The organism is Enterococcus canintestini (assembly GCF_001885735.1).
In the GTDB taxonomy this organism is placed as follows: Bacteria; Bacillota; Bacilli; order Lactobacillales; family Enterococcaceae; genus Enterococcus_C; species Enterococcus_C canintestini.
The window spans coordinates 54,229-64,353 of the sequence record NZ_JXKG01000015.1 but is presented as its reverse complement, the minus strand read 5'-3'; the positions used below and the strand labels follow the sequence as shown (position 1 = coordinate 64,353).

Genomic DNA, 10,125 nt, shown 5'->3' with positions numbered 1-10,125 from the left:
TCTACTTTATTGACATCTATCCAGAACGCTTTAGCTGTTTTGTTTCAGTAGTCTCTGCGTTCTTCTCCTCTTGAACAGCTTCTGCTTGTTTCATTGTTTTAAAACGTTCTGTAATCGTTTGTGCTTTTTTCGAAGCTTCGTGTTGCGAATAATCATAATCTCCCGCTGTGGTACGGTTAAACGCATCGGAAAATAAATCCGCATCATCACTCGTATTGATAAACGGTTTTGCAGCACGATTAATTACCGTACGCTTGGCCATCTCCTCTGGAAATTCTTGTTGAACTTTCTGCACTTTTGCTTTACTCCAAGACTGGTCGATTTGTTTCTTTGTCATAATCGTATAGACCTTTGTACCATCGCTTTTTGTAATCGTTGCAAAAGCTCCTACAATCGGATTGTCTAAATTTTCAAAGCTGGGAACAAATTTTGTCACCACCGTTTCATTCTCCACGGCTCCGATTTCAAACACATCCCCTTGATGAATCACTTCTGCTTTGACTTCTTCAATGTCCGATAACCGTTTCAATGCAGTTTGTGTTCCAAAATAAGAACGAGACATTTGGAGCTTTTGCCCATAGGCAATGAAATAGCATTGGTTCTTTCCGGGATTGAGCCCTTGCTGGATCATATCTAATAAGGAATTGGCAACACTGGCTTTCCCTACAGGTGTATGGCCATATTTTTCCATGTACAATCCGCCGCCTTCTTTCTGACTTAATTGAACTTCATTTATTTTAAAGAAGGCTTGTTTTAACGCATTCGCCACATTATAGTTCGTCGGTAATTGAACACCCTGCTCTTCTAATTCGGTTACTTTATCTAATACAACGTCTGTGATATCTCGCTGTAACAGCGCTAATTCATTTGCCATTATTTTTCCTCCCATACGTTGATTTCTTCTTTTCTAAACACAGCATCCATGTACGCTTTCGTTTCATCTTCCAACACATACCCATCTTCGGTTATATAACACAGGTCCCCTGGATAAAGTGGAGCCTCTTGCCAATCATAGGCAATGGGTGCGGTTCCCTCTGGCGGTTGTGTCTTCCAACGATCATAAACAGCTGCTTCTTTCGCTGTAAATCCGCTCACTGGAAATCCCCCTTTATAATTCGGTTTAAAATATCTGGGATATCTTCTGCAGAATTGACGACAAAGGTGTGGTCTGGTTTGATTTTCTCTGTCTGTTCACCTAGCGCAGCAAGTCCCGCATTGCGTATCATTTTTGCAGGTAACGGAAGATATTCGTCTAATCTTTTTTCTTGAACAGCCAAACAGAACCCAATATCGGGCAGTGTCCCGACAGACATAAAACTTGCATTTCCTTCTTTATTCAATGTACAAAGTGCTGATACGCCTTCTTTTTCGCATTCCTGTTGTAGTTCTTTTAGCATCATTTGAATTTTTTCGTTAATCATGTTATTCTCTCCCTAGATAGTTTTTTTAACCCTTTTCCATTGGAATCTGTTTCGACTCGCTTCGAAATGGGTTCTTTTTCATATTATTCACTTCTTTATCTCCTTGAGACGTCTGCCACATTTCTTACAATATGGGCCATTCCACGGTTCACATTTTTTCAATTCTGAATCAGTAATCAAGATCTTTCTATCACAACTTTTGCATTGAAAATCATGAAATTTTTCTTCTACTGCCATTCTGTTCTCTCCTTTTTATTTCTAAATTAAACATTGTCTCGTCATAGATCATCAACCAAAGTATGACAGCAGTTGGAAAGCCGATCTTAATCCATGTTGGGGCATGTCCTGTAGCAAATACGCCAATGCCAAACATAAATAAAAGCACGCCAATCCGTCGTAACCAATACATTTTTTTCATTCAAATTGCGCCTCCGTCAACTCGTAGTCTACTTTTTGTTGTGCTTGTTCAAACAGTTTTTCTAAGTTTTCCTCTGTCGCAAAAGGGATTATCTTTTCAACATTTGGGAATGCCGTTGTGATAAAATCTAGTTTTTCTTTTGACATTTTTCATTTTCCTTTCTGGGTTTATAATTACTTATGAAAGTGAGGTGAATTCAATGAGTAAACTTTACAAACCCGGCGAAGATAACAAACCTGCCGGTAAATACAAAGAAGTTGGTCCACGTGGCGGCAATGTACCTGGCGGGCATAATGCCACGATTGATAAAGGGGACCGGCTTCCACCTACTTCAAAACCTAATAACAAATGGGTGAAGAAGTGATATTTTTTGCTAGTTATTCTTTTGAATGACTAGCTCTTTTTTTGAAAAACAATAAGACCGACCAAATAAATTTATTTGAAGCCATGAAACAACAATTAGTTTCCCATCATCTGTTTTATATTTAGTCATATAATGCTTCATCCCTCTCACCTCACTTCTAATTGCCGATGCAATCGATTTTGATAAAGCAATTCTTGACATTCTCTAAGCTCTCTACGAAGACTCTCACATTGTCGATCGCTTAACAGGCTTTTTTTATCGTGTAACAGTGATTGCAGTTCGTTCACTTTTTCCTTAGCCAGTTTGTGAATCAAATACTCTTGGTTTAGTGTGTACCTCATAGTAAAATCACCTTCGCCCCACGCTAGGTTCATTATTTTGAATTTTCTCTTAAAAAACGATCTGCTTCTTCTCGGGTAATTCTTTCATACCCATCGATAAGTACTACTTTGATGTACCCTTTTCGAATCAACTTTTTAGTAAGTGTGTTGTAGCTCGTATCCAGATACTTAGCGGCTTGCGTATAATTCATTGCTCTAGGAGCGTCCAATTTTTTCTTATATTCTTCGATGAAATCAATGGCTATTTTCTTTGCCTCTTCAGCAGCTGCTTCTTTTACTATCGCTTGTAATGCTGGTCCCAAATCAATTTCATCTATTTGAAGTACTGACATTTCAACACCTCCTATACTGGTTGTTTTGCATTTCACCTCTTGATAAGATTAGTTCGAAAGTGAGGTGAAAATTTATGGATTATATGTTTAAAACACCTGATGGAACCAATTTAAATACACCAAAAGGGTTACCCGACATCGTTATTCTAGAAAGAAGACAAGGATATGATAAGAGAAGATACGAATACGATAATGGATTGATTATTATCATAGAAGCGATAGGAAAAGACTTCCACATTGATTCAAACTTTAAATGGTTCCAAGATACAGATGGTTCTTTCTCACCTAGTTATCAGCATCCAAACCCTGATTTTGTTGATCCTTCTCCTTCATAAAAATTTCATGAGGGAAAACAACAGTTTCAGCGTTTAATCGTAGTTTCATATCCCTTAATTGAATGTTCTCGTTCGATTCATCACGAGGACATTTTTTTCTTTTATCTGTGGGTAATTCGTTTTCCTCCACAATCTGCACCTCCTAGCTGACTTCTGTTTTGACTTCTAATTGAAACAGATTATTTTCAAATCTCTGTGTGTTCATGGTGTGTCTCCTCTTTTTTTCGAGTAAACAAGAATTTGATTTCATATTCTGGGAAAAATTTTTCTTGAATAGCTAGTGCCTCTCCAAATTTAAAATCTGAATCCCCACTAATTTTTTCACGAATCGTTTGATATTTAACTCCTAGCAAATCAGCCATATCTACTAACGAGATATTTTTTTCTTTTCTCACTTCTTCCAAGTTGTTCAACATTTATTCTCACCTTCTCCCGATGCGAATTTTCGTATTATAAGATATTTTTTTAAGGCTGTATCTCTTGCCTTGATTTAAGTATATGCGAAAATTCGTATATGGTCAATACGAAAAATCGTATTTGCTGTAATTATTTTTGTTGATATACGAAAAATCGTATGATACAATAGATTCATGGAAGGAGGTAACCAGATGAACGTAGAGGATAACTTGAAAGAAGTAATAGAAATTAAATTCGGAAACGTAAAAACATTCGCCGAAAAAATAGATTTGCCATACACAACTGTTCGATCAATTCTACAACGAGGTGTGATGAACGCTAAAGTAGAAAATGTGATAAAAATTGCCGACGGTTTAAATATGAAAGCGGAAGACTTGATGAATTTAGATGATAATCAATCAATCTCCACTATCTACAACAAACTAGAACCACCTCGTCAAAAAAAAGTTTATCGTTTTGCCGAACATCAGTTGGAGGAACAAGAGAAACAAAAACAAAATTCAACTACCGATAACAATGTTTTAGAGTTTGAAGAATATAGAAATAAAAAAATTATTTCTGGTCGTTTGTCTGCAGCCGGTACACCATTAAATGGTGATCTTCAAGATAGCGAAGCTTCTGTTATGATTGTCGATCAAAGAGAAGTTCCAAAAAGTGCAGATGAAATTGTCACTATTGCTGGTGATTCCATGGAACCCCTTCTCCACGAAGGAGAGCAAGTTTTTATCCAATGGACACCAGTTATCAATCAGGGAGAAATTGCCTTAGTGTCTATTGTTGATGAAGGTGTCACATGCAAAAAAGTATACTGGGATGATAAAGAGTTTACCCTACATTCAATTAATGAAGACTATGAAGATATGACTTATCCATTATCAGATGTTCGCATTATTGGGAAAGTACTATAGCTATAGTAAGAAAGGTGGTTATGTAAGGTGAGCGAAACAGAAAAAATTACACAGTTATTAGATAATCTAGACAGCGAACAATTAGATTTAATCATTGAGTATATCTATAAACTAAAAGACTTAGAAAATATTGAAGCTCGTTTAGATGTTGAAAGCGGAAATACTGAATCATTTCATTCTGTTGATGAATGGTGGGACAGTGTCAATGAGGATTGAACAAACTTCTGCTTTTAAAGAAATTCACTCTGTTGCTTTATTTGCTAGGTGTTTTTTATTTTCCAATCTAAAAGTTAACAAATAAAGGGAGGTCTTTTAATGAAAAAGAAACTTTTAGTCATCTTTGTTGTTTTCGGTTTATTTGGGTTTGCAGGCGGAATAAAAGCAGATGCGATGGAATATTTTAAGCAACTAGAAGAACCTCAAAATGCGGTTGAGGGGGATTGGTGGATTCGGGATGTCGGTGATGGGGAAGATACTTACACATACAAAAATAATAGTTGGGAGCCTTTATTTGGAAATTCAAAAAGACGCCAAGATGCTCAACAAAAATATAAAGAAGAAGTTTATGACGTAAATGTTCAATTACAAAAAGAGGATATAGATAAAGCTAAAAAAAATCCAGACGAATTTAAAAATCTTCCAGAAAGTCAAGTTGAATATATTACAATTATTGGTGCCCCATTCAATGTTACTGTACGTGTGCCAAAACGAGACATTAACGTGGAGAAAGCGTATCTTGGTTTTTATATTGATGACTCAGTTCCTAAGTTCTTAGAGCCATTGGTTCACGTTATGGATACTTCTACATCGAGTAGCGATACCCAAACAGCAACAACAGGTTCCACAAAATTTAGTTCAACAACAGATTCTACGACTACAATGGATTCCGGAAAGACCAGCTCAACAACAGATTCTACAATAAATTCTGATATTGATTCAACAAGTACCTCTAAGGACGAGGGCGCAACAAAAACATCTACACAGGATACTACTACGAAAACAGATGGGACAATTGAATCTACAACAAAGAAAGAAACTCCCCACAAACTTTCAGCTAAAAATAGATTCTTCCCTATAAAATTAGGTGGGGTCTTATCAAAAAGTCAATTATTAGATTTAATTTCTTATGATGGGGATAAACAGAATTTAATCATTGAAATCAAAACTACAGACTATGTTTATGCTACTAAAGATGCAAAAGTATATCATTATGATTTGAACGCACTGTTAGGGAAAGCTAAATTTGAAAATGTGAGGGTGATGAGTGAAAAACATGCAAAAGAACTAGGGCTCACTCTTTCCAAAGAAAATAGCGACAAAACCATTGAAACGATTAACACATCTCTTCCAGGATTATACAAAGTAACTTTTAGTGACGGAGTTAACAGTGTATCTTGTTTTGTAACGATAGGAGATTTATCTGACATTCTGGATAATCTGGATAACAATACACCTGTTCCTGTACCTACCAAATCGTCTACTAAAGCTGAGACAACAAATTTAAAACAAAAAGCTCTTCCGAAAACAAATGATTCCAGTCATACTGGACTCACTTTCTTAGGCATGAGCATAATCTTATTAGTTGGTAGCATTGTTTTTTATAAAAAGTATTTCTAAAACAGTAAGATTCAGATTGTGCGGAATAAGGGACCAATTAGTGAGTCTATTTTGAACTTTATCAAAAAAAGAAGAAAGGAGCTGAATTTTAATGGCAAAAAAGTTATGGGATCCGATGGAAAACTTTATTAGGTCTAGCCTTCGATCAACTCTCCACATCTGAAGAATTAGAGGCTTACACTATTTGTAAAGTAGTATTATCGGTTATTGCTTGCGGTCAATTTAAAGAGAACTGGAGGTTAAAATGAAAAAATTAGTTTTAAGTTTATTAGTTGCGACATTCGCTTTAGCAGGTTGTGGCGATACAAATAAAAATAATACTGAAGAAGGCAATTCAACAGAAATAGAATCTACGGCATCTTCAACAAAAATGGAATCGACAATATCTTCAACAAAAGTTGTAGATTCCTCTGAGAAACAAGAGACTCAAAATCCTAACTTAGATGAAAACGGAGTTTTAATAAATTACCCATATTCTATAGATTTAGAAGGTGCAACATATAACATTTTAAGTTCTAAAAAGTTAGATGGTGCTATGACTGGTAACCCAATAATTATTTTAGAGATGGAGTTTACAAACAAAAAACAACAGCCACAGTCACCTTATATGAGTTTCATTACTGATTTTGACGCCCAGCAAACTGACGGAAAAACAACTACTACTTTGATGGGAGCAAATACTGAGTATGGCAACTTAGACGATCAAGAAGCCGTAAAAATGGGAGATTCTAATGTGAATAGTGGTGTTACCGTAAAAGCTATCATAGGATACACATTACAAAACAAAGAACAACCTGTAACTTTTATATACAGACCTTCTCAAATTTCTGGTCAAAATAATGGTTTTATTATTAAATAAAAAGAAGAGCCTTCGGGCTTTTCTTTTCATATTAGATACCAATTAACGTAAAACTCCTTATGCCCTTCGCCCCACGTTAGGTACTGGGAGGAATTTACATGACAACAATAAAGAAATATATCAAAAAAGATGGAACGCCTGCTTTCATGTTCCGAAAATATTTAGGTATTGATCCTTTAACTGGTAAACAAAGAGAGACAACAAGACGTGGCTTTTCAACTATGAAAGAAGCAAAATTAGCTCTGGCCAGACTAGAAATTCAATTTGAGGAAGAAGGACTAAAAAAATCCCCTAAAATACAAACCTATCAAAATTTATTTGAGAATTGGTTTAAATTAGTTTACAAAAGCAAAGTAAAAGAAAGTACTTACTGGGGAACTCGCTTTGTTTTCGATAAGCATATCTTACCTGCTATTGGATCTTATCGTATAGATAAAATATCTGTTATCGATTGTCAAAAGCAAGCCAACCATTGGGCTGAAACTTCGCCCAAAAGATATAAGCGGTATATTAACTATGCAGGTATGGTTTTTGATTATGGATGTTCTATAGGGATACTAAAAGAAAACCCTATGAAAAAAATCATTCTACCTACTACAAATGATGATTTTAATCCCAACGAGCTAGAAAATTTTTATGATCGTCAACGGTTAATTGAATTTTTAGATAGAATGAAAAACAACTTTCCATTTATCCGTTATACTTTCTTCTCTCTATTAGCTTTCACTGGATTAAGAAAAGGCGAGGCTTTAGCGCTAACTTGGCGAGATGTAGATTTCAAAGGGAAAACTATTACCATTACCAAAACTCAAGCTGTTGGTAAAAATGGGAAACTTCTTGTTCAAACACCAAAAACGAAAGCTAGTAATCGCATTATTTCAATTGATGACCATACACTTGACGTTCTAAAAGAATGGCGTTCTATTCAATCAAAAAATCTAGAACAATTAGATTTTGTTCCATCCATTAATCAACTTATCTTTTCAAAAATTAGTGATAACTCCTATATGTACCCGAGAACACCTTTATCTTGGTTAGATAGCTTTTACATTCACAATAAAGATATGCCCCGAATCACCGTACATGGTTTTAGACATACGCACGCATCTCTTCTTTTTGAAGCAGGCGCTAGTATGAAACAAGTCCAAGTTCGAATGGGACATAGCAACATAAAAACAACGATGAATGTTTACACTCATGTGACTAAAGAAAGCAACGAAGAAACAGCTTTATTGTTTTCCGACTACATGACCAAAGGAAAACGTCTGGGTCAATCTCTGGGTCAAAAGAAAAACCCCGCTCAATAAGGGCGGGGAAACATTGATATATCAACGTTTTACTGATTACTTATTCAAAGCATCTTTAGCTTGGTCAGCTAATGCAGTAAATGCAGTTGCATCGTTTACAGCAAGGTCAGCTAACATCTTACGGTTGATGTCGATTTCAGCCAATTTCAAGCCATGCATTAATTTTGAGTAGCTCAAGTTGTTCATACGAGCTGCAGCGTTGATACGTGCAATCCACAATTTACGGAAGTCGCGTTTTTTCTGACGACGATCGCGGTATGCGTAGTTGTATGAATTCATTACTTGTTCTTTTGCTGTTTTAAATAAAGTATGTTTGGAACCGTAGTAACCTTTTGCTAATTTAAGCACTTTTTTACGACGTTTACGAGTTACTGTTCCACCTTTAACACGTGCCATGTTTAATTCCTCCTAAAATAAATCTTGAATTTTTAAAATGGTAAAGCAAGGGTACAACTAGCTTATTTCATGCGAGCTAATTGTTGGCGGATACGTTTGTAATCGCCAGCTGACACCATGCTTGCTTTACGCAATTGACGGCGTTGTTTTTTTGTTTTGCCGTGGAAACGGTGGCTTGTAAACGCACGGAATCGTTTTAATCCGCCTTTACCAGTACGTTTTACGCGTTTTGCTAAACCGCGGTGTGTTTTTTGTTTTGGCATAACTAATTTTCCTCCTCAAAATCAATTCTTCATGAACTTTGACTGACTGACGCTTATTTCTCAGGCTTTGGTGCAACCACTAGAAACATACTGCGTCCGTCCATCTTCGCTTTTTGCTCAACAACTGCGATATCCGCAACTTCTTCAGCTAAGCGATCAAGGACTTTCTGACCAATTTCTTTGTGGGTAATGGCACGACCTCTAAAACGGATTGAAGCTTTCACTTTGTCTCCTTTTTCTAGGAACTTACGTGCATTACGTAGTTTTGTATTGAAATCATTGACATCAATTGTCGGACTTAAACGAACTTCTTTGATGTTGATCACTTTTTGTTTCTTACGAGCTTCACGATCTTTTTTCTGTTGTTCAAAACGATATTTCCCGTAATCCATGATCCGAGCTACTGGTGGTTTCGCACCGGGAGCCACTAAAACGACATCAAGATTTGCATGTTCCGCAATGCTTAATGCTTCTGCTTTAGTTTTAACACCTAATTGTTCACCGTTTTGGTCGATCAAACGCAACTCACGTGCACGAATGCCGTCGTTTACCATCATATCCTTTGCTATGGTCATTCACCTCCAAGTTTTTTGAAGAGAGAAAGCAATAAAAAAACGAGTTCGTAATCGAACCCGCGCGCAAAATCAGCTTGTAAAACAAGCGATCTAACTATTCTGCCCAGCAATATCTTCACTAAGGCGAGAAGCGGGTGCTTCTGCTTTCATTTCTCAACTAGTACAATATACTACAGCTAAAAATATTTGTCAAGCCTAGAAGATTTTTAGCTGTATAAAACGACACCCAAAATTTATCGCAAATTTGGGTGTCATTAAAATTTTTTCTTTTAGTAAGGTTGATTAGGGGAGCGAAAATTTGCTCCAGCAATTGGTGTATCTTCGACTACTTTTTCAATTCCTTTACTTTCTTTTTCTTCTTTACTCTCATCATCTAATTGCAATTCTTTTTCCATTTTATCTATTTTTTCGATTGATTTATCCTTTTTGGCTTCTTGGGCTAGTTTTTCTAGTTGTTTTTCTTTTTCATCCATCATTTTTCACCCTTTCGCTTTATTTTCCAATGTAAGCGTATCATTTTTAACAAAAAAACTGAAACAAAGTGATTAAACTTTATCTTTTCATAAATTGTT

18 protein-coding genes and 1 other annotated feature are annotated in these 10,125 nt (G+C 36.0%); of the genes, 7 read left to right on the top strand and 11 right to left on the bottom strand.

The features are described from left to right. Positions 1-16: 16 nt before the first annotated feature. The 5 genes from RU96_RS09365 to RU96_RS13060 all read right to left on the bottom strand — a co-directional run bounded on the left by RU96_RS09365 (position 17) and on the right by RU96_RS13060 (position 1,985). Positions 17-874 carry a RecT family recombinase gene (locus RU96_RS09365; RefSeq protein WP_084035486.1) on the bottom strand — a complete coding sequence of 286 codons (858 nt, stop codon included), beginning with the start codon at positions 872-874 and terminating at the stop codon, positions 17-19. Beyond that, positions 874-1,095 carry a hypothetical protein gene (locus RU96_RS09360; protein WP_071865273.1) on the bottom strand — a complete coding sequence of 74 codons (222 nt, stop codon included), beginning with the start codon at positions 1,093-1,095 and terminating at the stop codon, positions 874-876. Before RU96_RS09360 ends, RU96_RS09365 begins: the two co-directional genes overlap by 1 nt. After that, positions 1,092-1,421 (bottom strand): hypothetical protein, encoded by a 330-nt coding sequence (locus tag RU96_RS09355; protein ID WP_071865272.1) that lies wholly within the window; start codon positions 1,419-1,421, stop codon positions 1,092-1,094. The genes RU96_RS09360 and RU96_RS09355 overlap by 4 nt, the downstream gene beginning before the upstream one ends. A gap of 211 nt (positions 1,422-1,632) precedes the next feature. Then, positions 1,633-1,839, bottom strand: a complete 207-nt coding sequence (locus RU96_RS09350) for a hypothetical protein (RefSeq protein WP_071865271.1) — start codon at positions 1,837-1,839, stop codon at positions 1,633-1,635. Next, a complete protein-coding gene (locus RU96_RS13060) occupies positions 1,836-1,985 on the bottom strand; it encodes a hypothetical protein (RefSeq protein WP_169818349.1) in 150 nt (49 codons plus the stop codon). The genes RU96_RS09350 and RU96_RS13060 overlap by 4 nt, the downstream gene beginning before the upstream one ends. A 53-nt stretch (positions 1,986-2,038) precedes the next feature. Here RU96_RS13060 and RU96_RS09345 point away from each other — a divergent pair, with 53 nt between their 5' ends. Further along, on the top strand, positions 2,039-2,203 hold the full coding sequence (locus tag RU96_RS09345; protein WP_071865270.1) for a YjzC family protein: 165 nt from the start codon (positions 2,039-2,041) through the stop codon (positions 2,201-2,203). Between the two features lie 373 nt (positions 2,204-2,576). Here the strand turns inward: RU96_RS09345 and RU96_RS09335 are convergent, their stop codons facing one another. Beyond that, positions 2,577-2,876, bottom strand: coding sequence for a MerR family transcriptional regulator (locus RU96_RS09335; RefSeq protein ID WP_071865269.1), 300 nt, complete (start codon positions 2,874-2,876; stop codon positions 2,577-2,579). Positions 2,877-2,950: 74 nt separating this feature from the next. On the opposite strand from RU96_RS09335, the gene RU96_RS12845 reads away from it, so the two are divergent. Next, positions 2,951-3,211, top strand: a complete 261-nt coding sequence (locus tag RU96_RS12845; RefSeq protein ID WP_010747106.1) for a hypothetical protein — start codon at positions 2,951-2,953, stop codon at positions 3,209-3,211. A 185-nt stretch (positions 3,212-3,396) separates the two neighbouring features. Here the strand turns inward: RU96_RS12845 and RU96_RS09325 are convergent, their stop codons facing one another. Further along, complete coding sequence (locus tag RU96_RS09325; RefSeq protein ID WP_071865267.1) at positions 3,397-3,627, bottom strand: helix-turn-helix domain-containing protein; 231 nt, start codon at positions 3,625-3,627, stop codon at positions 3,397-3,399. A gap of 192 nt (positions 3,628-3,819) precedes the next feature. On the opposite strand from RU96_RS09325, the gene RU96_RS09320 reads away from it, so the two are divergent. From RU96_RS09320 to RU96_RS09300, 5 genes are all read left to right on the top strand, one after another. Next, complete coding sequence (locus RU96_RS09320) at positions 3,820-4,536, top strand: S24 family peptidase (protein WP_071865266.1); 717 nt, start codon at positions 3,820-3,822, stop codon at positions 4,534-4,536. Between the two features lie 27 nt (positions 4,537-4,563). Continuing rightward, the gene (locus tag RU96_RS09315; RefSeq protein WP_071865265.1) at positions 4,564-4,752 is read left to right on the top strand and encodes a hypothetical protein; all 189 of its coding nucleotides are present in this window, start codon (positions 4,564-4,566) and stop codon (positions 4,750-4,752) included. Positions 4,753-4,851: 99 nt separating this feature from the next. Beyond that, a complete protein-coding gene (locus tag RU96_RS09310) occupies positions 4,852-6,153 on the top strand; it encodes an LPXTG cell wall anchor domain-containing protein (RefSeq protein WP_071865264.1) in 1,302 nt (433 codons plus the stop codon). 244 nt (positions 6,154-6,397) lie between these two features. Beyond that, entirely contained in the window at positions 6,398-7,012 is a 615-nt protein-coding gene (locus tag RU96_RS09305; protein ID WP_071865263.1) for a DUF5067 domain-containing protein, read from the top strand. Between the two features lie 98 nt (positions 7,013-7,110). Continuing rightward, positions 7,111-8,319 (top strand): site-specific integrase, encoded by a 1,209-nt coding sequence (locus tag RU96_RS09300; RefSeq protein ID WP_071865262.1) that lies wholly within the window; start codon positions 7,111-7,113, stop codon positions 8,317-8,319. 36 nt (positions 8,320-8,355) lie between these two features. Here RU96_RS09300 and rplT read toward each other — a convergent pair whose 3' ends face one another. The 4 genes from rplT to RU96_RS09280 form a co-directional block, all read right to left on the bottom strand. Continuing rightward, positions 8,356-8,715, bottom strand: coding sequence for a 50S ribosomal protein L20 (gene rplT, locus RU96_RS09295; protein WP_071865261.1), 360 nt, complete (start codon positions 8,713-8,715; stop codon positions 8,356-8,358). A gap of 62 nt (positions 8,716-8,777) precedes the next feature. Further along, positions 8,778-8,978 (bottom strand): 50S ribosomal protein L35, encoded by a 201-nt coding sequence (gene rpmI / locus RU96_RS09290; RefSeq protein WP_016173762.1) that lies wholly within the window; start codon positions 8,976-8,978, stop codon positions 8,778-8,780. Positions 8,979-9,031: 53 nt separating this feature from the next. Then, positions 9,032-9,553, bottom strand: a complete 522-nt coding sequence (gene infC, locus RU96_RS09285; protein ID WP_071865260.1) for a translation initiation factor IF-3 — start codon at positions 9,551-9,553, stop codon at positions 9,032-9,034. A gap of 25 nt (positions 9,554-9,578) precedes the next feature. Further along, positions 9,579-9,705 (bottom strand) — a sequence feature (ribosomal protein L20 leader region). Positions 9,706-9,822: 117 nt separating this feature from the next. Next, a complete protein-coding gene (locus tag RU96_RS09280) occupies positions 9,823-10,029 on the bottom strand; it encodes a hypothetical protein (protein WP_249024175.1) in 207 nt (68 codons plus the stop codon). Positions 10,030-10,125: the final 96 nt, after the last annotated feature.

What these genes read in the sequence shown, in the direction of transcription:
- RU96_RS09365 (WP_084035486.1), bottom strand. Translation starts at nt 874, where the DNA reads ATGGCAAATGAATTAGCGCTGTTACAGCGAGATATCACAGACGTTGTA.
- RU96_RS09355 (WP_071865272.1), bottom strand. Translation starts at nt 1,421, where the DNA reads ATGATTAACGAAAAAATTCAAATGATGCTAAAAGAACTACAACAGGAA.
- RU96_RS09350 (WP_071865271.1), bottom strand. Translation starts at nt 1,839, where the DNA reads ATGAAAAAAATGTATTGGTTACGACGGATTGGCGTGCTTTTATTTATG.
- RU96_RS13060 (WP_169818349.1), bottom strand. Translation starts at nt 1,985, where the DNA reads ATGTCAAAAGAAAAACTAGATTTTATCACAACGGCATTCCCAAATGTT.
- RU96_RS09345 (WP_071865270.1), top strand. Translation starts at nt 2,039, where the DNA reads ATGAGTAAACTTTACAAACCCGGCGAAGATAACAAACCTGCCGGTAAA.
- RU96_RS09335 (WP_071865269.1), bottom strand. Translation starts at nt 2,876, where the DNA reads ATGTCAGTACTTCAAATAGATGAAATTGATTTGGGACCAGCATTACAA.
- RU96_RS12845 (WP_010747106.1), top strand. Translation starts at nt 2,951, where the DNA reads ATGGATTATATGTTTAAAACACCTGATGGAACCAATTTAAATACACCA.
- RU96_RS09325 (WP_071865267.1), bottom strand. Translation starts at nt 3,627, where the DNA reads ATGTTGAACAACTTGGAAGAAGTGAGAAAAGAAAAAAATATCTCGTTA.
- RU96_RS09320 (WP_071865266.1), top strand. Translation starts at nt 3,820, where the DNA reads ATGAACGTAGAGGATAACTTGAAAGAAGTAATAGAAATTAAATTCGGA.
- RU96_RS09310 (WP_071865264.1), top strand. Translation starts at nt 4,852, where the DNA reads ATGAAAAAGAAACTTTTAGTCATCTTTGTTGTTTTCGGTTTATTTGGG.
- RU96_RS09305 (WP_071865263.1), top strand. Translation starts at nt 6,398, where the DNA reads ATGAAAAAATTAGTTTTAAGTTTATTAGTTGCGACATTCGCTTTAGCA.
- RU96_RS09300 (WP_071865262.1), top strand. Translation starts at nt 7,111, where the DNA reads ATGACAACAATAAAGAAATATATCAAAAAAGATGGAACGCCTGCTTTC.
- rplT (WP_071865261.1), bottom strand. Translation starts at nt 8,715, where the DNA reads ATGGCACGTGTTAAAGGTGGAACAGTAACTCGTAAACGTCGTAAAAAA.
- rpmI (WP_016173762.1), bottom strand. Translation starts at nt 8,978, where the DNA reads ATGCCAAAACAAAAAACACACCGCGGTTTAGCAAAACGCGTAAAACGT.
- infC (WP_071865260.1), bottom strand. Translation starts at nt 9,553, where the DNA reads ATGACCATAGCAAAGGATATGATGGTAAACGACGGCATTCGTGCACGT.
- RU96_RS09280 (WP_249024175.1), bottom strand. Translation starts at nt 10,029, where the DNA reads ATGATGGATGAAAAAGAAAAACAACTAGAAAAACTAGCCCAAGAAGCC.